The organism is Acinetobacter sp., assembly GCF_036666595.1.
Lineage (GTDB): Bacteria > Pseudomonadota > Gammaproteobacteria > Pseudomonadales > Moraxellaceae > Acinetobacter.
Genome location: NZ_JAVWVO010000002.1, coordinates 306,551 through 327,709 on the forward strand (window position 1 = coordinate 306,551; position 21,159 = coordinate 327,709).

Here is a 21,159-nt window from a genome sequence, read left to right on the forward strand (position 1 = left end):
GCTATACATCTTAAATTCTTAGAGGTATTTAAGAATGCGAATGTGTTTGTTTTTATGTTTAAAGGCTGAGAATTTCAACATCAATGGATAGAGAGCCACAGTTAAGATAATCGAAATGAGCCAGAGGGTGGAGACATGATCGACTCCGAAGTATTCGCCATGGGTCGTGCCAAACAGTGCGACTGCAATGAGATAGAGGGCCTTTAGCATATATAAGTGTATGATATAGAAGAACATCGGCACGGAACCAAAGACAATCAAGGGCTTGATCCAAGGTTTACTTTCAACCTTTTGAAGTAACACTAACAGGATTAAACCTAGTCCGACATTCCACAAAATAAACAGCAGCGATGGCGGATACTTGGTCAAGTTCAAAAAACTCATAACGGTTTCAGTGCTGGTCGGCATGATTGACCATGCTTGGTCGCCATAGAAATTAACCATTCTTAAAACGATAAATAAGCTGATACTGGCAAGCCCGAAGCCTAATAAGATTTGATTTCTTTTCGCGACATCATGTGTGCTGTTAAATATGGTATGACCGATGCAATAGCCAAGGGTAATCACCCCAATCCAAGGCAGTACTGGGTAGGAGGTTCTAAAGCGAATCAGATCTCCAAATTCGATCCAACCACGTTCATGTAAAATAAACCACAGATTTTGCAGGATAGGTATTTGTGAAAATGACACTTGATCCAGCGCATTATGTCCAAAAATAATGCTGAGACTGATCACCCAGAGCCATTTTTGCGATAGCCCAATCAAGCCTGCTAAAACAACCATACTGAGACCAATGGCCCAAATCACTTGTAAATAGATGACATCGGGCGGGAACTGTCCAGTCCAAGCGAAGTTGATAATGATCAGTTCGAGAAAAATCAGAAATAGACCGCGTTTGAGTAAAAATTCACGTGTCATTTGAACGCTGTTGTTTTTTGCTTGGTAAAGATAAGCTGATAAGCCTGTTAAAACCACAAAAACAGGGGCACATAAGTGAGCCAAGATTCGGCTAAAGAAAAGGGATTCTTCGGTTCCTGGAATCAGCATCGGGTCGGGGACTTGCTGGTGCAGATAAAAAGTTTCTCTGACATGGTCGACCATCATAATCAGAATAACCAGTCCTCTGAGGGCATCAATTGCTTGTAAACGTTGTGAAGGTATAGACATAAGATGAATTGAAAGTTAGTGTTATAGTATAATGTAACATTTATTTCAATCATTTATATCTAAAATTTAATCAGCAAAATTTATATGTAATCCAATGATTCGAGATGAAGTATCAAAGGTAGATGCATTATTTTATAGACGACTGGTCTATTATTGATTTATAGTGTGGATATGAAACGATCAGATAAAAGTGAAGCAACACGACTACACATTTTAAATAGCAGTTTTCAACTGGTATTACATAAAGGTTTTGTCGGAGTGGGCTTACAGGAAATTCTAAAGAATTGTGATGTGCCGAAAGGTTCATTCTATTACTACTTTGCTTCGAAAGAGGCTTTCGGCTGTGCGCTACTCCAGCAGTATCTGGCCGACTATAAAGTCAAAATCGATCAGCTGATACAGCAAGAACAGCGAAGCGCCTATGCAAGTCTCGTGGCACTTTGGCAAGCATGGATTGATAACCCATCACATATTGAAAGTGGCGTTGAACATCATAGCGATGGGGGATGGGCGGAGAATTGTTTGATCGTCAAATTGGCAGCAGAAGTCTCAGATTTGTCTGAAGATATGCGTCAGATTTTGAACTTCGGGGTGCGTAAGTTAACAGAACGTATTTCGGGTCTAATCCAAGCAGGGCAGCAAGACGGTTCAATTCCAGCGCATATTGATGCTGAAAAAATGGCACAGACGATGTATCAACTGTGGTTGGGGGCAGCTTTATTGGCAAGACTGGCCCAAGATAAGCAGCCCCTTTACCTCGCTTTGGAAACTACTCAACAACTATTACAACCGATAAAGGAATAGCAAATGCAAAGTATTATTCATCACCATTTTGGTGAACCTGTTGACGTCTTGGAAGCTGCGGATATGCCGCAACCTGAACCAAAAGCGGGTGAAGTACGTCTTAAAATGATTCTATCACCAATGCATAACCATGATGTGTGGACAGTGCGTGGTAGTTATGGTTATAAACCGACACTGCCTGCGATTGGTGGCAGCGAAGCTGTGGGTGTAATTGATGCACTTGGTGAGGGTGTACAAGGCGTATCGGTAGGGCAGCGTGTAGCGGTTGCAGGAATTCATGGCAGTTGGGCTGAGTATTTTATTGCGCCAGCGCATGGCGTCGTGCCTTTAACTGATGCGATTGATGATGAAACGGCTGCTCAGTTGATTGGGATGCCGATCAGTGCACTGATGCTCTTAGATTTTATCGACTTACCGGAAGATTCGTGGTTGATTCAGAACACCGCCAATGGTGCGGTGGGTAAAACCGTAGCAATGATTGCAAAAGCGCGTGGTCAAAAGGTGATTCATTTGGTTCGCCGTACTGAGGCTGTAGCTGAAATGCAGGCCTTAGGCATTCAAAATGTGGTGGCAACAGACCAAGCCGATTGGAAGGAACAAGTCAAAGCGATTCATGCAGATCAGCCACTGATCGCGGGTGTAGACTCCATTGGTGGTCAGGCCAGTGGTGAAATGTTGGCTTTGCTGAGTGAAAATAGTCTATTGGTTTCATTTGGTAGCATGACGGGTGAGACCATGCAGATTTCTTCGGGAGATCTGATTTTTAAACAAGCTACAGTCAAAGGTTTTTGGGCGAGTGTGGTGAATAAGCAATTGTCTGCTGAGCGCAAAAAGGCGTTAATTGTGGAGTTATTGACACTTGCTGCACAGAAAAAGTTACTTTTGCCTGTTGAAGGTATCTTCAGCTTTGCACAAATTAAAGATGCTGCACTGAAAGCGACGCAAGGCGCACGTCAGGGTAAAGTACTTTTGAAACCCTAATAGTTTCGACCTAGGTCAGCTGTGAAGCTGATCTAGCATCATTCATCAAAAAATAAGGATAAAGCGTATGATGGGACAAATTTTGATTGCTTTAATTGCACTGTTGCATGTGTATATTTTAGTTTTAGAGATGTTTTTATGGGATAAGCCATATGGCTTAAAGGCCTTTGGCAATACGCCTGAAAAAGCACAACTGACCAAAGTTATGGCGCAAAATCAAGGCTTATACAATGGTTTCTTGGCCGCAGGTCTATTTTGGGCGTTATGTGCACCTGAAACTTATGCACTGCCACTGGCCAATTTCTTTTTAGGCTGCGTTTTGGTTGCTGGGATTTATGGTGGCCTGACCGCCAGTAAGAAAATTATCTACATTCAAGCCTTACCTGCGGCTGTGGCGTTACTTGTGGTGAATTTTTTCTAAGGCAAGAGAAAAATTGCTTGAGTTCTACATTAAAAAAGCCAACTTCTCGACGTTGGCTTTTTATTGTGAGTGAGGACTTATTTGGCTTCAGGCAAATCAAACCAAATCACTTGTGCATCTTCTAAAGCTTTAACGTCGCTTGTTTCTAAGAACGCAATCGCGTCACCTGCATGAAGAGTATGTTCTGCAATTTGGATTGAACCTGAAATCACATGCACATAGTTAATATGCTGTGTAGCTTTAACTTCTAGCATTTGATCTTTTTCAATCACAGCTGTTTTGACTTCGGCATCTTGACGGATATGCATTGCAGCATTGTCATTTGGACCACAGATCACATGCCATTGATTTGGCTGCTCATGTGGATCAAGACGAATCTGTTGATAGGTTGGCGCTGCATCTCTTTGATTTGGGGTAATCCAAATTTGTAGTAAATGTACCGGCTCATCACCCTGATTCATTTCACTGTGCTGTACACCCGTACCTGCACTCATCAGTTGCCATTCACCTGCAGAAATACCGCCGTGGTTGCCCATGCTGTCTTTATGGGTGATGGTGCCTTTGATCACACAGGTCAAGATTTCCATATTGTCATGGGGGTGTTGTCCAAAACCTTGATGGCCCGCGATCACGTCGTCATTGATGACACGTAAAGCACTTACACCCATATATTTAGGGTTATACCAACTGCCAAAAGAAAAGCTGTGTTTAGACTCTAGCCAGCCGATATTGACATGACCACGGTCTTGACTGCGATGAATGAATGCATCCATTTTGAACTCCAATCTTATTTTTAATCTATGGAGTAATTTTAGCGTTTTATATTTATCTCTAAAATAGTGCATTTGCAATGTTGCGTTTCAATATTGAAATGATACAACACACATTCCAGCCTCAGTCTAAATCACAATACCGTACACGGAAATCTTTCCAGACGTAGTTTTTGCCTTGCGCATATTCAGCTAAAAATTGTTGATGTAGCTTCGGCTGCTGTTGCATCCAGTCATTGCCCCATTTCACACCGAGCGGAGCCGCTTTGTCTTTAAAAACAAAATAGTCATCAAGGCAAGTGCTGCTTTCAACGGAGAGCGGTACATCTTGATCATCGAGATAATTTTCATAGTTAATCGAGTTGGGTGGATTCTTCAAAAATACTTTGTCACTGGCGGTGAGTAGAATTTTCTGTTCAAAGTGCTTCAATTGACCTTGTCTGTATTCATACCGGGTTTCAATATTATAAGGATGCACGGTTTGGTAGTCGCCTGGAGACTTGGTACTGTATTCAAGTATTGCATTATTATAATCTGATAAGTCTTCATCCCATTTGGGACCGAAACTCATCCCATCTTCAATGGCTGGAGCCACAAATTGCACGTGGTGGAGTTGTTTGGCATTCGTGTCGATTTCAATAATTTCATAGCTGTATCGGTAGCGATTGTTGGTATAGATGGAGTTCATGACCGCATTGGCTTTTAACTCTGTAGGAGTATAGGCATAGCGAGTACGAAAGATCAGGGCGAAATGCTGAGCGACAGGCATAATCGAAAACAGCTCATGATCTTTGACGGTGTTGTTGAGTTGGGGCTGTAGGGTGATTTTTTCTCGATTTTCAGCATAAGCCTCGCCTATTGAAAAAACTGCCGAGTGGGGCGAGTTTAAATAAAGCAGTTTAGGCTTTTGCCCCGTTCGAATCGCGTAATAGTGAATCGGAGATTTACCTGCGATGACGTAATAGCGTGCATTCAAAAGTGGCTCTCTGAGACTGTCTTGCTCTGGAATGTATAAGGGATGGCGGATTTTTTCATGATCATCCAGATTGTCATATGGATTGTCAGATTCCACCGCATAAGCAGAAGCATCCACGCTGGTCACGATTTCTTCATCTAATTCGGCAAAGCTATAAGTTGAGAAAGCTAGTAAGCAGGCCACGGGCAGTATTATTTTTAAAGCGTTCATCGTCATTTTTATGTTGTTGTAATTGAAAAAAAGGTGCTCTCAAGAGAACACCTTTTATAGCGTAAATGCTTTAGAAAGCCAATTATTCTAAGAATTTAACCGTTACACCCGACTTCACTTTTTTGCCAAGATCATTGGCATCCCAGTTGGTCAAACGGATACAACCGTGTGATGCTGTTTTAGAAATAGCAGAAGGGTTTGGTGTACCGTGGATACCAAATGATTTTTTGCTTAAACCAATCCAGATATTCCCTACAGGACCATTTGGACCTGGTGGTAGAGAAAGTGGTTTTAAGTTTTTACCCTGTACAAAGTTACTTGGTGAGTAACTATACCAAGGATTTGGCGCAACACCAGTGACTTTATAGGTACCCGCTGGTGATGGAGTGTCCGAGCTACCAATGGTTGCAGGGAAAGAACCAATCATTTGGTTGCGGCTGTTAAATAAATACAGCTGTTTTGCACCTTTGTGCGCAACGATCAAATGAATGTCTTCTGGCACTTCATTGCGGATATTCGCCACAATAATTTTTTCGCCCGCTTTTTTGAAGGTCGCTTTTGGATTTAACTTCTGCAAGAAGTCTTCATCCATATGGAACTTTTCACCTAACATTTCAGTCACGCGAGTGTAATACAAACCTTTCATTTTGGATTGTAGTGCATAATCGCGTGGAATTGATGCGGCATAAGGACCTTTTAGGTCTGCTTCGGTAATGGTGTATTCAATAAATGCAGGCTTAGAACCTTGGCTTGCCAGTAGGGCATCCCAAGTTTCTTTGGTTAAAGTGCCTGTTGCTTTTAAACCGCTCATTTGCTGGAACGAGGCAATGGCTTTGAGGGTATTTTTACCGCTCATGCCATCAATTGCACCCGGAGACGCATGCGCATTATTTAGCATCACGTGAGCACGTGCATAGACAGGAAATTGGCCTTTACCAATGTTGTCAAACCATTCTGCACTGTTTAAACCATTTAATGTCCACGATGCTTTTGCTGCAGCAGGATTGGTCGTCGTGGTGGTCGGTGCAGTGCTGGTTTTGCTTGGAGCCGCACCAACGTCAGCTGTTTTATCTTCAAATCGTTCAAGTTGATCTAAAGTTTGCGAAGCTTGGTTTAAGTCTGCTTGTTCTTTTGCTGTAATTTGGCTGTTTGCAACCGCAGTAGAAGCTGAAGCGACATCTGTTGCTAAAGGATCAATAGGATCTTGAACTGAAGTATCAATGATCTTTTTTGGCGTCAAGGGTTGTTCAGTAGTAGATGCAGCAAACGCTGTACCAGCAAGAATGCAACTTAAACTCATCGCGAGTATTGTGCGAACGAACATGTAATTCAACCTTAAGAATTATTCATTTACAAAGTAAAAACTAGTGAAGTATTACAGAAAAAAGATGGAGATGCAGTATTTGTTTTGTGTAAATATTCGTTTGTATCTTTGTCCTGATCGAATTTTAGTGTTATGAGAAGTTATTAAAAATTCGACCTTTTTGTTATGATGGTGGGCAAATTTAATTGAGATGGGAAAGTAAATGACGACGCTTAAAAATGATCGTTTTCTACGTGCTTTATTACGTGAACCTGTAGATACCACACCCGTCTGGATGATGCGTCAAGCAGGGCGTTATTTACCTGAATATCGTGCAACCCGTGCTCAAGCGGGTGATTTCCTTTCGCTGTGTAAAAATAACGAATTTGCTTGTGAAGTGACTTTACAGCCTTTACGTCGTTATGAGCTCGACGCTGCCATTTTGTTTTCAGATATTTTAACTGTACCCGATGCTTTGGGTTTAGGGCTTTATTTTGAAGCTGGGGAAGGGCCTAAATTTCATAAAACGGTTCGTACTGAACAAGATGTGGCGAATTTACCTAAGTTTAATGCTGCATCTGATCTCGACTATGTGATGAATGCAGTCAAGACGATTCGTTCAGCCTTAGGTGGACAAGTACCATTAATTGGCTTTTCGGGTAGCCCTTGGACGCTGGCAACTTATATGGTTGAAGGTGGTTCGAGCAAAGATTTCCGTTTCACCAAGCAAATGATGTATGCGCAACCCGAAGTTTTACATGCGTTGCTCGATCGTTTGGCTGATGCGGTGATTGACTATCTAAATGCGCAAATTGATGCAGGTGCTCAAGCCGTACAGATTTTTGACAGTTGGGGCGGGGCATTGGCGCACCGTGAATATTTAGAGTTTTCTTTAAAATACATGCAAAAAATTGTTGCAGGTTTAAAACGTGAAAATGAAGGACGTAAAGTGCCTGTGATCTTATTCACCAAAGGTGGCGGTCAGTGGCTTGAGCCAATGGTGGCAACAGGGGCGGATGCTTTCGGTCTAGATTGGACGACGCCATTAAATGTGGCTCGCCAAACGGTGGCTGGCCGTGCGGCACTACAAGGTAACCTAGACCCTGCAACATTATATGGTTCACATGAGACCATCGTTAAAGCCACCAAAGCCATGTTAGATGACGCTTATGCAGGCGGTGAGAAAACGGGTTATGTTGCAAACTTAGGTCACGGCATTACTCAGTGGGTTGATCCTGAAAACCCGAAAGCCTTTATTGATACTGTGCATGAATACAGTGCCAAATATCTCTAAGTTTCACTGCTTCAATTCTATTAGGGTTCATGCGTGATCACGATTTTAAAATCATGTTTTGAGTTCTCATCTAAGGCAGCTTCGGCTGCCTTATTTGGGATATTACTGTTATTGGCTTTTGCGTTCACAGCCAGTATGGGAAGTCAGGAATATTTCGGATTTTTCCGTTATGACTATCTCCTGTTTTATGCCGTGCTGATTCAAGTTTGTCTGCTGTATTTAAAACTTGAGTCTTGGGCCGAGGCCAAAGTGATTGCGCTATTTCACGTGATGGCGATGGTGATGGAAATCTTTTTGACCCATCCGCAAATTGCATCTTGGCAATATCCGCATCCCGCCGTGTTTAAAATTCTCACCGTGCCGTTGTTTGCAGGTTTTATGTATTCGGCTGTAGGCAGTTTTTTTGCGCGCTCATTACGTCTCTATCATGTTTCTTTTGAACACTTACCCCGTTTCTCAGCCATGCTAACCTTGGCGGTGTTGTCTTATATCAACTTTATGTCCAAGTTTTTTATTCCCGATATTCGCTATCTGTTGTTTGCATGGAGTGTAGTGCTGTTTTGCAAAACCAAGATTGGCTTTGAATTGCAGCAGCATCGTTTTCAACTACCGATGTTACCCGTACTTTTACTGTTGGCTTTTATTATTTGGATTGCGGAAAATATCAGTACGTTTTACCAAATCTGGCTGTATCCAAGTCAAGTCGATGCATGGCATATGGTCGGTTGGGGCAAGTTGGGTTCTTGGTATTTATTACTATTGCTCAGTCTGGTGTTAGTGCTAAAGATTTTAGGGAAACGAGACCTACGTGGCAGTTGGTCATTATACCGCTAAAGCACATTTTTTAAGACCTGCTTCACTTTAATATAAAATGTTTTGCGTTATGGGCTTGTTACCGCTATCTTACAAGGGTGTAGCTCAAAATACACACAATAGGAACAATAAAAATACTCGGAGATAATCGAGTCTGGAGAAACCTTATGTTGAAAAAAATGGCATTGGCTGCAGTTTTGGCTGTTGGTTCTACTGCTGCATTTGCAGATAAAGATGTAGGTTGTGGTATTGGTTCACAAATTTGGGCTGGCCAGTCTGGTAAAGTCGCTAAAATTTTAGCGGGTACAACCAATGGTCTTTTTGCTAACCAACTTTTCGGTATTACCTTTGGTACTTTAGGTTGTAGCGGTACAGGTACAGTGACTGCTCAGGCAGTAACATTTACCAACGAAAATGCGGAAGCATTGGCGCGTGATATGGCAGTTGGTGAGGGCGAAAGTCTAAATGTACTGGCTGAATTACTGAACATCCAGTCTGATGATAAAGCACGTTTCTTTGAAGTGTCTAAACAAAACTTCGCAAAAATCTATTCAGCTGAAAACCAAGATGCACTTCAAGTGTTAGCATCTTTACAAGCAGTCATGGCAACAGATAGCGTATTAAAAGCATACGTTTAATTGCACCATAAAACCCTGCCATTCAGGCAGGGTTTTTCATATCTAAAAAAGAAGAATAGCTAACACTGCATGAAATCTGTTGTCCTCCTCTTTAGTGTGCTATTCAGCACCAGCATCTTTGCTCAAGCACCTAGCTCAGCAGAGGTTTATATTGAAAAAGCACAGCAGCTTAAGCTAGCTTCAAATGTGACGTGGCAACGTTTGATGTATGCCAATGCTTCAGGACAAAGTGAAGTCACATACCGTCCGTTTTTTTATAGTGAACACGGACAAAATCAGCTTAAACAAGAGCTTGATGCCAATATTGCAGCACTTTTTACTCCAGCCGCAGCCAATCAATCGATTCAGTGCCGCTTTCCAGCACGTTCAAAATGGCTTATAGAACAACTGAATATTGCATCGACTCAATTGCCTAAAGCCTCATGTCCTGAGCTGGATGAGTGGCTTGGGCAAATTAAGCCGTATAAGGCGACTTTAATTTACGCCACGGACTTTATGGGCAATCCCAGTTCGATGTTTGGCCATACCCTGTTAAGGCTCGATCCTAAAGACCAAAAACAGCTGAACTTAGTCTCTTATGCCGTGAATTATGCAGCGACAGTGGCCAATAGCGACAGTTTTTCTTTTGCATGGAAGGGCTTAACCGGGCAGTACCCAGGTGAGTACTCACTCATGCCGTACTATCGAAAAGTGAAAGAATATGGTGATTTGGAAAGCCGCGATTTGTGGGAGTATGAGTTAGCCCTGACGCCAGAAGAAACCAAAACTATGGTTGAGCATATTTGGGAACTCAAGCATGTGCAATTTCCTTACTATTTTATTAGTGATAACTGTGCCTATCGTTTACTGGGTTTAATTGATTTGGTACGGCCAGAGGTCAACCTACAAAAACAATTTAAAACTGCTGCGATTCCTGTTGAGACTATTAAAGCGGTCGATGAAAACCATTTAATTGCAGAAAGTGTTTACCGTCCAGCTTTAGAAACTCAGTTGTTGGCACAAGCCAAACAACACGGACAAGCCTTGGCAGCGGCTGCGCATCAGGTTGCGCAACTTGAACCTGCTCAAATGCAAGATTATTTGAATCGCTATGCGTTGGTGGATCAGGCACGTATTTTAGAAATGGCCTATGACCATGTGTATTTACAGTTAATTGCACAAAAGATTGCGGCAGAAGACGCCCAGCCGCGTATTCGACAACTGCTGGGTTTGCGGAGTCAGATTGACTTGGAAAAGCAACGTCAAGTGGTCGAAGCGCCAAAAGTAGATCCAGTAAAAGGTCATCAGGCGCGAACGGTCCAGCTTGAATCGGGTGAAGTACAAGGAGACTCTTATTTCCGACTGAGTCATCGTCAGGCCTATCATGACTTGATTGACCCACAAGGCGGCTTTCGTTTGGGTACACAGCTTAAGTTTCTAGATGGTAGCCTCGAATATCGCGATGATCGACTAAAACTGCAAGAGCTGAATGTGCTGGAGGTCAATGCCTACAGTCCACTGACTGCCTTTAAAACACCATTAAGCTGGGGTTTTAACATGGGCTGGCAACAAGAGGCACTAGATCGAGATGGTACATTTAGTGAACAGGATCAACACGGTGTATTCAATTTATCCAGTCAGTTTGGCTATAGTGTGGCAGATCAAGAGCGTCAACATTTATGCTATGCACAATTGCAAAATCATGTTCAAGCAGGCAAAGCTTTAGACCGAGGTTGGCGCGTGGGACTTGGGCCAACGGTAGGCTGCCAGAACATCTGGAGCGAACATATCAATAGTTTGGTACAGGTCGAGCTGCCATATTGGGAAGATAGCCATCAATGGCAAGTCAGACTGAATACTCAGTTGCAATATTTATTCAATCAGCAAAATGCGTTGAGGCTTCATTGGCAGTATCAACAGCAAAAAGGCAAAGATTGGGATCAGACGGGTTTGAGTTATATCCATTTCTTTTAGTTCGATCCTCTTTTCAAAGCTCCAATAAAGGGGCTTTTTTTATGAAAGTCATTGCTGTTAAAACAACCAAACGTGAGCCTTACTTTTTATAAAGTGCTGAAAATGAATGCTGATGGTGAAAATAAGTATTGAAATTTGTTATATTAATCACATAAATGTCTAGTAAGTCTCAAAAATATATAAATAGGTAAGTTTTATGAATGATGAATGCATGGCTAAATTGGCCGAGCAATGGGGGAAAATTTGCCAACATTATTCAGTGAATGATCACGTTAAAGCGCAAAATTTTATTCAGCAGCATTCGTCTGTATTGGTCAATGAATTTTATAGCAATATTGTCTTGGAGCCTGAGGCTGCAGATTTTTTTAAAGATGACATCATTCAACAACGTTTAAAAAACAGTTTAAACCAATGGCTCATTGAAAGTTTCGACGTGGCTGTGAATGAAGCTTATTATGCAGCAGTTGAAAAACAACAAAAAGTTGGGCAGGTACATGCGCGGGTGGGCATTCCTTCTTGGTTGATCATGCGCGGTATTCGTGAGATTGAAAACAAGATCTTGGAACTCTTGGCTGGACTTCCGCTAGAAAATAACCACCACATGCTGAGTTATATGCTGCAAATTATGGGTTTTGCGACAGAAATTATGTGCAGATCCTATGAAGCCAATACCGAGCGGAGCCATGAGGTTAAGCATAGCTATCGTTTATTTTCTGCAATGCAAGATGTCGCGGTACAAAAAGATAAGCAGCGTAGCATTTTGCTCGACTGGGAAAATGAGTTGATGTTCAAAGTTTTCTCCGAGCATCCGCAGTTGCAACATATTGCTTTGTCTAAGTCGGAATTTGGTCTATGGTTTGTGCATAAAGCAGCGTATGCCTTTACGGGTGCAGAGCAGGTTGAGACCATTATCAGGCTGATTCAACAGGTCGATACCCTCAATTTTGACGTGCTCGACTGTCAGGATCAGACTCAGAAGGTAGAACGCATTCAAGAAATTCGTGATGTGAATCGACAGATTCAGCATTTGGTCGATCAACTGTTTCAAGTGACCGAATATATAGATTCAGGCAATGACTCGCTGACTCAGCTGTTAAACCGTCGATATTTAAGTACGATTGTGTCGCGTGAAATTAATTTTTCCCGTAAAAATGATGCTGCGTTGAGCTTACTAGCAATTGATGCGGATTATTTCAAACGTATTAATGATAAGTATGGGCATACCGCAGGGGACTTGGCACTGCGTTTTATTGCTGAAGTCTTGTTAGATGTTGCGAAGGGTAGTGACTATGCCTTCCGTGTCGGTGGCGAAGAGTTCTTATTGCTGTTGGTCGACAGTGATCTCACACGTGCTTTACAAATTGCTGAAACGATTCGCATGCGGATACAGGAAACCCCAATTCGTACCGCTCATGGGCAAAGTTTTAGTTTTACCGTCAGTATTGGTTGTACGGTTTATAATGGTCATCCTGACTATCAACGCTTTTTAGACACTGCCGATTCGGCACTCTATGCCGCCAAAAATAAAGGGCGTAACTGTATTCATGTGACTGAAAAAGTGCTAAGTGTTTAAATCTCAGACTTAAACACGAGCTGTTCTAAGACGTTTCCAATCGGTTGTTGAGGTATTTATACCTCAACAATCACATAGTATTTTTTAACAGCTTCAACCACTTCAAATGTGCCGATAAAACTCGGTGGAATAATTCCTGCCTGACCGGCCTTGACTTCAATGAAGTCTTGAGTGTGGGCATCATGAATACGGATGCTGCCTTCCATCACTTGAAAGAATTCTTGTTTATTGTCGGCAAATTGAATATTCCATGAACCAACCTCACAGTGCCAAATCCCGCAGCCCATGTGTGGGTGTTCATATAGACTATAGGTCTGGCGCTGTGGGTTGCCTTGAACCAAACGGTCTGGACGTGGAAAATCAATACTCTGTTCGCCTTGGGTCAAACCATGACCTGCTAACCAAATTGCTGACATTGCGTATTCCTCTAAACAAAAAATGAATCGTTCAATGATATATGCATAAAAAAAACCTCAACAAAGGTTGAGGCTTAATGTTTCAATTAATAGCTTTCAGGGACTGCACTTAAAAACTCGCGGCGCTCTTCTTTATTGGTTTTAAAGTCACCAATAAAGGAAACGGTACGTGTAGTCGATTCTTGCTTGCCGACGCCGCGCATCATCATACACATATGTGCAGAATCAATCATAACAGCCACGCCACGTGCACCTGTCACTTCTGCAACCGCTTCTGCAATCTGCTGCGTCAGGTTTTCTTGAATCTGTAGACGACGTGCAAACATTTCGGTGATGCGTGCAAATTTAGAGAGTCCAAGGACATTGCCTTCAGGTAAATACGCAATATGTACGCGACCATAAAAAGGCAATAAATGGTGTTCACAGAGTGAATAAAATTCGATATTTTTAACCAGCACCATTTCACGGTTGTCTGATGGGAACACCGCATTATTGGTCACTTCTTCTAAGCTTTTGCTATAACCAGACGTTAAATACGAAAAAGCTTTAGCAGCACGCATAGGCGTATCGAGGAGACCTGGACGGGTTAGGTCTTCACCAACGGCAGTTAAGATGTTAGCGTAGGATTGCTGCATAGACATAAGACGTGTTCACTTACACTGATATTGAACAAGGACGGCATTGTAGCAGAAAACTATTCCAATGCCTTATTTTGGACAAAAATCCGATTACTGTTTAAACTTTGGGTTCTTTTCAGCACGTTTTAGCAACACTAAAACTGCACCTGTGCCACCTTGTTTCTCTGGTGCACTTACAAAAGCCAATACATCGCGGTGTTGACGCAGCCAACCATTCACATAGGTTTTTAAAATGGCTTCTGGACCTTTGCCGTGTACAATTTTAATGACATTTTGATTTTCATCTTTGGCCATTTGAATGACTTGTAAAACTGCGACACGGGCTTCTTCAACGGTGCAACCATGCAAGTCGACTGCTTCAAACCAACGAATGTTACCCGCTTTTAAATCTTCAAATACTTTGTGTTGTAGTGTAGCAATACGATAACTGAGTGCGGCTTGGCTCGCTACAGGGTTGAGCATTGCTTGAGTATCGGATAGCTCAGTTGCATCGGTATGCATTGGGCCTTCAGCCGCTGCACGTTTTGCTAAAGTTTGCGCATCGATTTTTTTCTTTGGATTTTTTTCTATTTTGGCAATGTTCGCGGTCTCCATTTTTTGGACACCTTGCATTTGTTTTTGAAACAACGCGAAATCATCTTCTGGCTCGGGCGGAGCAACTTGAGCTTGGGCCTCAGACTGTTTGATGGCAGTCGAATGCGGATTGGTGATTTGCTTTTTAAAGTCTTTCAGTAAATTAAACTGTTCTTTAGAAAGCGATGAATCATGTTTGCTCATAGTGTCAGAAAAATATGCAAAATAAGGAATTAGGCGATAATTATAGTCTGATTTTCCCTATATTTGAACTGAATTGCATTCATAGAGAATGGCAAAAAATTGCATGTCAAATGGCTAACAGTATTCTGCGGGGTGTTCAAGAGAACGATAGTTGTGGAAGAACTTAAAATGATTGAACCCGAGTAACCATTATTCTATCTAGATAGACAAATGATGTACTCGGGTTCAGGTTTGGCGTGCTAAGTCAGTCGCGACTTAACTTGCCCGTAAAGTACGGATGATTTTATCCAGCTTTTTATCGATTTGGTTACGATAAAGGTCAGGCAAGACCCGCGAAATTTTCGCAAGAATACGTGCTTGAGCACTTGGAATGATCATAAATTGCGAAGAAAAAATGCCGATGTAAATTTCTTGGCAGGCTTTCTCCACAGGCATACTACCACCCAATTGCTTTAATGCCGCTGTGACTGGCGAACCGTGTTTACGTTCTTCCGTTACAAGTGGCGTGTCCACTTCGGGCGGGCAAACCACAGCAACGTCAATTTTTTGACTACGAAGTTCCATACGTAGCACTTCAGCCAAACCGACGACACCAAATTTAGATGAGCAGTAACCTGTATAACCATAACAACCGACTAAGCCCGCAGCAGAGGCAATAAACACCAGTTTCGGATGTTTACCCTGTTGAACGGCTTGTTTGAGATGCGGTAATGCAGCATGTGCGACATTACGGCTACCGATAAGATTAATATTGATTTGTCTTTCGAATTCTTGAGAAGTCATTTCATCGAAATTCTTAGCAATACTGATCCCTGCTGAATTAACCAACAAATCTGGTGCACCAAATTGAGCAGTCGCTTCAGCAAATTTTGCCTCCATCGTACTTTCATTTTGCACATCCACGTCAAAACCACAGACAGCAGGAGAACACTTTTGCAACTCAATCACCGCTTGTTCAATCCCAGCATGGGCAAAAATACACACTTGGAAGTTGTCTTTAAGTAAACGTTTAGTCAACTCAAGACCGATACCACTACTGCCGCCTGTCACCCAAGCTGTTTTCAAATTCTTCTTCACATCAATATCCTTTTGAATGTTTCGAATGAGTCTTAAACGACTTCGTCTTGAAGTAAAACATGACCAAATTGTTTACGCAGTTCCGCTTTCACAATTTTACCTGTACCGTTGATTGGCAGTGCATCAACAAAAATAACCACATCAGGAATCTGCCAGCGGGCAATTTTATTATCAAAGTAAGCCAGCGCTTCTTCTTCAGTCAGTGTTGAGTTCTCTTGTTTTACGGCAATCAAAATTGGACGCTCATCCCATTTTGGATGACGTGCCGCAATGGCTGCTGCCATACGAATTTCAGGGTGACCCACGGCAATATTTTCAAGTTCAACCGAAGAAATCCATTCACCGCCCGATTTGATTAAATCTTTGGCACGGTCACAGATGGTCATATAACCGTCTGCATCTAGGGTCGCGATATCACCCGTGTCGAACCAGCCATCTGCTGTGGTCGCACTTTGCTCTTGGTTGAAATAATGATCGACAATCCAAGGGCCACGAATTTGTAGATTTCCTTGGGTATGGCCATCGTTGGCTAAGACTTGATTGGTGCTTTCATCAACGATACGTAATTCAACCCCAAAAGGTGGACGACCTTGGGTTAAGCGTAACTTTTCAAAGTCTTCAGCACTTAAAATGGCATGTTTGGCTTTCGGTTGGTTCGCTGTCCCGAGTGGGCTGGTTTCAGACATTCCCCATGCATGAATGGTGTCACAAGCATAGTTGTTTTTGAAATCACGAATAATCGACGGTGGGCACGCAGCACCACCCACGATGTTACGCGTCATGCTCTCTAAGCTTGTCCCGCGTTTTTTCGCAGCTGCAAGTAAGCCTTGCCAGATGGTGGGTACACCTAAAGCCACAGTAACTTTATAGCTGTCGATCAGATCAACGAGACTGTCACCATCTAGGTTTGGTCCTGGTAAAACCACACTGGTACCGACCATCGCTGCTGCATATGGTACACCCCATGCGTTGACATGGAACATGGGTACAACAGGCATGACCACATCATTTGCAGACAGGTTTAAGGAGTCTGGTAAGCTAATCGCCATGGTGTGGAGTAGGGTAGAACGGTGGCTATATAGGACGCCTTTCGGATTGCCTGTGGTGCCTGAGGTGTAACATAAAGAACTTGGGGTTTCTTCGCCGAATTGTGGCCAGCTAAATTCAGCAGATTGGTTTTGAATTAAATCATCATAGAAAATAACATCTGGCAGTGCGGCTAAGATTTTTTCATCATGTGCACCGTAACAGATAAATTTTTCAACGGTTGGTACTTTGCCTTGGATTGCGACAATTAACGGTAGGAAAGTCGAATCAAAGAAAATTGCTTTGTCTTGTGCATCATTAATAATGAACACCAGTTGTTCTGGGAACAAGCGAGGGTTGATGGTGTGGCAAACATAACCACTCCCTGAAATAGCGTACCAAGATTCTAAATGACGATGGTTGTTCCACGCGATCGTTGCAAGACGATCACCTTGTTTAACATTAAAAGACGTGAAAGCATTGGCTAAACGTTTGCTGTTTTGTTGGACCTGCAGCCAGTTGGTGGTGGTCACTTGACCATTTACTTCGCGTGAAAAAATAGAAGTATCTGCGTGGTACTTTGCTGCATGTTCGATTAAGTTACTAATCAACAAAGATTGGTGCATCATCTTGCCAAACATTTTATTCATCCTTGGTGGCTAAGTTATAAACAGACTTTTAATCGAAGTTAAAAGCCATTAAGAGGGTGTTTGTCACTGAAATTAACTGCCGAACTAGGCTTGATATATCGAGGTGATTTTTGACCTGATTGCTGTGCAATAGCATGCAATGTGCGTTCAATCCATCCAGCATCCATAATGAGCATCAGTGAGTCGTCATCATTTAAGTTCACGTTCGCGCCATTAATGACCATGAAACCTTCGGTTCCTTCTTTTGAAGAGAAGGTGTGAATAGAACCTGCAGGTTCAAACAAATAGCTACCCGCTGTTTGAACATCTTCTGGATATTCGACATAATTCCATGAACCTGCTGTGGTGTAGAAATGTACAACACCTGTGTGGAAGTTGCGTGGTAAAAGCGTGCTAGCATCGAAACGTGTGTAAATAACCCATACTCCATTGTCCAGATCTAGAAAACATGGGCTGACATGAACGCCAGGCAAAGCATCTCTGATTTCGCCATCATGATTAACATTGATTGTTAATAAGTGCTTTGCATGATTGATAGACTGTGCAATGTTCATGACAAACTCCATGTATGTCTTTTTGAGAATGAGATATCAAAATACTGAACAGCAAATATTTGTTATTTCCATATACTTGAGCATAGCAAGGTTTTGGGTGATGCAAACCACTCGAAAGAATGGAATTAACATTGTTTGATAACTGTTCGAATGGAAGGTTGAAAAGATATTAATGTGAAATGGTCATTTTGATTCAATTTCACATTGCGTAATCACATCACCGCTACTAATTTATAAGCGCTTTTAATTCAAAATCAGCATAAGATCGCGGTCGAAAACCATGTTCGGCTAAGTGCGAAATTCAGGGAAGTGAATTCAGCTAATGCAATGTAATAAGCAAGATTGGATGAGTATAGATGCACGTATTGAAGACTAAACTCAGTCGTCCAAACATCATGAAGAACAGGGCAATGCAACGTCCCGAACTGTTAGGTCAGATCGTGGACTATTGTCAGTCTTCTTTGGTGTTTATTCATGCTGCTGCGGGTTATGGAAAAACCACACTGATGCATCAACTCTCAGAGTCTCTTTTAGCAAAAGCAAAGAAAGTCTGTTGGTTGACTTTGGATGATGATGACAATGACCCGATTCGACTCTATCAATACTTGCGTTTGGCGTTTTTAGATTTAGAACCGCCGCATTCGATCTCTCATGGACAGATTCATAAGCAACATATCATTGAGTTGGTACAAAAAATAGCAGAAATGGATGCTGATATTGTTTTGTTTATTGATGAATTTGATGTATTGGAAAATGTTGAGTGCTTAAATATTTTCTGGTGGTTGTACCTGTATTTACCTGAAAATTGTCATTTGGTGATTGCCTCAAGGGTGAAGCCCAACTGGAGTTTTGCAAAAGAATATCTATTAGGCCGTTTAAAGTGGGTCACAGAGTCCCACCTCAGCATCAAACAGCAAGAAAGCAGTGCGCTCATTCATTTTTTAGAGCAGCAAAATTTTGATCATGTGGCTTTAAGTGCAGAACTCGCAGAACAACTGATTGATAAAACGGAAGGCTGGTTTACAGGCATTCAGCTCACCAATTTATATTTGAAAGAACACCAAGATATTCATGGCTTTATTCAAAACTTAAGTGGTGCACACCATCAAATTGTGAATTACCTCAGTGAGCAGGTTTTTTTACAACAAGACCCTGAAATTCAGCAATTTTTATTGCAAATTAGTGTACTGAGGAAAATTAATCCAGCTTTAGTTATCGCTTTAACGGGTAATCATGCTGCACAGCAGATTCTCGATGTTATCAGCCAAAAAGGTTTGTTCATTCAAGCAATAGATGAACAGCGTACGTGGTATCGCGTGCATCATTTATTTCGGGACTTTTTGCAATCCAAGTTTAAGCTTTTACAGCCCAATGCATATCAGCAAATGCATCGTAAAGCGGCAGAATGGTTCAAACAACAGCGTTATCTGATGGAGGCGATTTATCACGCCCAACAGGCAGAAGATCAGCAGTTGATTTTGTCATTGCTCAATTCGGTGTGTCGTGAACTAATTTTAGAAGGCCGACACTATACCTTGTTGGAGTTGGTCAAACAGATCCCTGATTCTGTTTTGGTGCAAAACCCAAATTTGCTCTATGACATTATTTGGACCTTGGTGCTGACTCATCAAAGTGCCTTAGCCAATCATTATCTACAGCTCTGGCATAGCGTGGATCAACATGAAACCTTATTACAACATAAGGATCAATTGGGTTTAGCGCCTCTCATTGCAGTTTTAGAAGACAAGTTAGATGTGGCTTATGCCTTAGCGCAACAAAACTTAGCACAGCTGGCCAGTACGGCTTATTTTGCTCGTGCTCCGCTGATCGGAATTGGGGCTTTGTACCACATTTGTTTGGGGCAAATGAGCGAAGCCCGAAAGCTATTACTACAAACGCGCATTATCTATTTGCAAGGGCATAACCTATATGGTTTGGCGATAGTCGATTGTATTGACGCCCTATGTGATTATTTATTGGGAGATTCACTACTCGCAGCAGAAAAATTTGCTCAAGTTGGGCAGAGCGAGGAATATCGTAAATTGGGCTTAGATGAAGACAATCAAGCGGTCATCATGAATATTCTGAGCAGCTTTAAAGCAGACCTCTATTATGAAATGAACCAAATATCGCAAGTCGAAGCGGCATTAATGGACTTCAATGGCGGCGATCATTTAGCACTACCTGATATGGTGGTGGTGGGCTACATTTTACAAATGCGTTTAGCTACCTTGCATAAAGATCAAGCCACGATACAAACGTGTTTGCACCAAGCACACACCCGCAGTACCCAATGGTCATTACCTCGACTTGCCCAAACCATACAAGCCTATGCGCAACAATCAAGCCTGCTTTCTGCATTAGCTGATACTGAACAGGCAGCATTTCAGCCGTATTTAAATTTTACGCATTTGCTGCGTGGCGATGATTTAATGCTGGTACGTCAGCAAATTTTCATGGGGCAAGCCGAGCAAGCCAAAGAATATTTAAGCCAGCAGTTAGCATTTTTTAGGATTTATCCGATACGCCATGCGCGTGTTCAAATCTTGTTTGCACTTGCCCTGTATCAGTTGAATCAACATGAACTGGCTTTTGAGGCGCTACAACAAGCACTTGAAACCCTCATGCCGACTCAGGCGGTGCGAGTCGTTCTAGATGAAGACCCTTTAATTTGGGATATGTTAAGCGGCTTAAGTCAGCATTTAAGTCGGCAGAAGCAAAAACATACAGCTATGTTGCTAGAATATATCCAGCAACTGCAAAAGCTCAATCAAGCTGAAATCAGTGCTGAAGCTTTGATCGGCAGTTCTGGTCTTGAGGCCTTATCGAAACGTGAAATCCAGATTTTAGAAAAATTAAGCCACGGCTGTACCGATGCTGAAATATCCGAGTCGATCTTTTTGTCCATCAATACGGTGAAATGGCATTTGCGTAAAATCTATAACAAGTTGCAGGTCCGCTCTCGAATGGAAGCGGTGAATGAGGCCAAGAAGCAGGGTTTAATTGAGTAATTTAAGGTTGAATTTTTTATGTGTTGCTGTTTAACGAGATCTTCAACAGCTTTTTGAAAGTGCACATCATAAAGTATTCAGGGCAAGAGCATGCCTTACCCTGAATA

At 42.2% G+C, this 21,159-nt stretch carries 19 protein-coding genes; 9 read left to right on the forward strand and 10 right to left on the reverse strand.

What is annotated here, in order from left to right; genetic code table 11:
- Nucleotides 1-18 precede the first annotated feature (18 nt).
- A complete protein-coding gene (locus RR876_RS04670; protein ID WP_332476567.1) occupies nt 19-1,167 on the reverse strand; it encodes a heparan-alpha-glucosaminide N-acetyltransferase domain-containing protein in 1,149 nt (382 codons plus the stop codon).
- 171 nt (nt 1,168-1,338) lie between these two features.
- Here RR876_RS04670 and RR876_RS04675 point away from each other — a divergent pair, with 171 nt between their 5' ends.
- From RR876_RS04675 to RR876_RS04685, 3 genes are all read left to right on the forward strand, one after another.
- Nucleotides 1,339-1,971, forward strand: a complete 633-nt coding sequence (locus tag RR876_RS04675; protein WP_259233076.1) for a TetR/AcrR family transcriptional regulator — start codon at nt 1,339-1,341, stop codon at nt 1,969-1,971.
- A gap of 3 nt (nt 1,972-1,974) precedes the next feature.
- Nucleotides 1,975-2,952 carry a zinc-binding dehydrogenase gene (locus RR876_RS04680; RefSeq protein WP_332476566.1) on the forward strand — a complete coding sequence of 326 codons (978 nt, stop codon included), beginning with the start codon at nt 1,975-1,977 and terminating at the stop codon, nt 2,950-2,952.
- A 67-nt stretch (nt 2,953-3,019) separates the two neighbouring features.
- Complete coding sequence (locus tag RR876_RS04685) at nt 3,020-3,373, forward strand: DUF1304 domain-containing protein (RefSeq protein ID WP_332476565.1); 354 nt, start codon at nt 3,020-3,022, stop codon at nt 3,371-3,373.
- A gap of 77 nt (nt 3,374-3,450) precedes the next feature.
- Here the strand turns inward: RR876_RS04685 and RR876_RS04690 are convergent, their stop codons facing one another.
- The 3 genes from RR876_RS04690 to RR876_RS04700 all read right to left on the reverse strand — a co-directional run bounded on the left by RR876_RS04690 (nt 3,451) and on the right by RR876_RS04700 (nt 6,653).
- Nucleotides 3,451-4,146 carry a pirin family protein gene (locus RR876_RS04690; RefSeq protein ID WP_332476564.1) on the reverse strand — a complete coding sequence of 232 codons (696 nt, stop codon included), beginning with the start codon at nt 4,144-4,146 and terminating at the stop codon, nt 3,451-3,453.
- Nucleotides 4,147-4,267: 121 nt separating this feature from the next.
- Nucleotides 4,268-5,329, reverse strand: a complete 1,062-nt coding sequence (locus RR876_RS04695) for a hypothetical protein (RefSeq protein ID WP_332476563.1) — start codon at nt 5,327-5,329, stop codon at nt 4,268-4,270.
- An 82-nt stretch (nt 5,330-5,411) separates the two neighbouring features.
- The gene (locus RR876_RS04700; protein WP_332481830.1) at nt 5,412-6,653 is read right to left on the reverse strand and encodes a L,D-transpeptidase; all 1,242 of its coding nucleotides are present in this window, start codon (nt 6,651-6,653) and stop codon (nt 5,412-5,414) included.
- 202 nt (nt 6,654-6,855) lie between these two features.
- Between RR876_RS04700 and hemE the strand changes: the two genes are divergently transcribed.
- From hemE to RR876_RS04725, 5 genes are all read left to right on the forward strand, one after another.
- Nucleotides 6,856-7,926, forward strand: a complete 1,071-nt coding sequence (gene hemE, locus RR876_RS04705) for a uroporphyrinogen decarboxylase (RefSeq protein WP_062034002.1) — start codon at nt 6,856-6,858, stop codon at nt 7,924-7,926.
- A 36-nt stretch (nt 7,927-7,962) separates the two neighbouring features.
- Complete coding sequence (locus RR876_RS04710) at nt 7,963-8,760, forward strand: DUF817 family protein (protein ID WP_332476713.1); 798 nt, start codon at nt 7,963-7,965, stop codon at nt 8,758-8,760.
- 146 nt (nt 8,761-8,906) lie between these two features.
- A complete protein-coding gene (locus RR876_RS04715; protein WP_332476561.1) occupies nt 8,907-9,377 on the forward strand; it encodes a DUF3015 family protein in 471 nt (156 codons plus the stop codon).
- Between the two features lie 69 nt (nt 9,378-9,446).
- Complete coding sequence (locus tag RR876_RS04720; RefSeq protein ID WP_332476560.1) at nt 9,447-11,330, forward strand: DUF4105 domain-containing protein; 1,884 nt, start codon at nt 9,447-9,449, stop codon at nt 11,328-11,330.
- A 196-nt stretch (nt 11,331-11,526) separates the two neighbouring features.
- Entirely contained in the window at nt 11,527-12,903 is a 1,377-nt protein-coding gene (locus tag RR876_RS04725; protein WP_332476559.1) for a diguanylate cyclase, read from the forward strand.
- A 56-nt stretch (nt 12,904-12,959) separates the two neighbouring features.
- Here RR876_RS04725 and RR876_RS04730 read toward each other — a convergent pair whose 3' ends face one another.
- From RR876_RS04730 to RR876_RS04755, 6 genes are all read right to left on the reverse strand, one after another.
- Entirely contained in the window at nt 12,960-13,319 is a 360-nt protein-coding gene (locus RR876_RS04730) for a cupin domain-containing protein (RefSeq protein WP_010327244.1), read from the reverse strand.
- An 86-nt stretch (nt 13,320-13,405) separates the two neighbouring features.
- Nucleotides 13,406-13,954 (reverse strand): GTP cyclohydrolase I FolE, encoded by a 549-nt coding sequence (gene folE, locus RR876_RS04735; protein ID WP_171054237.1) that lies wholly within the window; start codon nt 13,952-13,954, stop codon nt 13,406-13,408.
- A gap of 93 nt (nt 13,955-14,047) precedes the next feature.
- The gene (locus tag RR876_RS04740; protein ID WP_004695682.1) at nt 14,048-14,734 is read right to left on the reverse strand and encodes a Smr/MutS family protein; all 687 of its coding nucleotides are present in this window, start codon (nt 14,732-14,734) and stop codon (nt 14,048-14,050) included.
- A gap of 255 nt (nt 14,735-14,989) precedes the next feature.
- Complete coding sequence (locus tag RR876_RS04745; RefSeq protein ID WP_332476557.1) at nt 14,990-15,811, reverse strand: SDR family NAD(P)-dependent oxidoreductase; 822 nt, start codon at nt 15,809-15,811, stop codon at nt 14,990-14,992.
- A 32-nt stretch (nt 15,812-15,843) separates the two neighbouring features.
- Nucleotides 15,844-17,478 (reverse strand): long-chain fatty acid--CoA ligase, encoded by a 1,635-nt coding sequence (locus RR876_RS04750; protein ID WP_332476556.1) that lies wholly within the window; start codon nt 17,476-17,478, stop codon nt 15,844-15,846.
- A 47-nt stretch (nt 17,479-17,525) separates the two neighbouring features.
- Nucleotides 17,526-18,041, reverse strand: coding sequence for a 2,4'-dihydroxyacetophenone dioxygenase family protein (locus RR876_RS04755; protein ID WP_332476555.1), 516 nt, complete (start codon nt 18,039-18,041; stop codon nt 17,526-17,528).
- A 356-nt stretch (nt 18,042-18,397) separates the two neighbouring features.
- On the opposite strand from RR876_RS04755, the gene RR876_RS04760 reads away from it, so the two are divergent.
- Nucleotides 18,398-21,052: a LuxR C-terminal-related transcriptional regulator gene (locus RR876_RS04760; protein WP_332476554.1), complete on the forward strand. Its 2,655-nt coding sequence runs from the start codon at nt 18,398-18,400 to the stop codon at nt 21,050-21,052.
- The last annotated feature ends 107 nt before the right edge of the window (nt 21,053-21,159 follow it).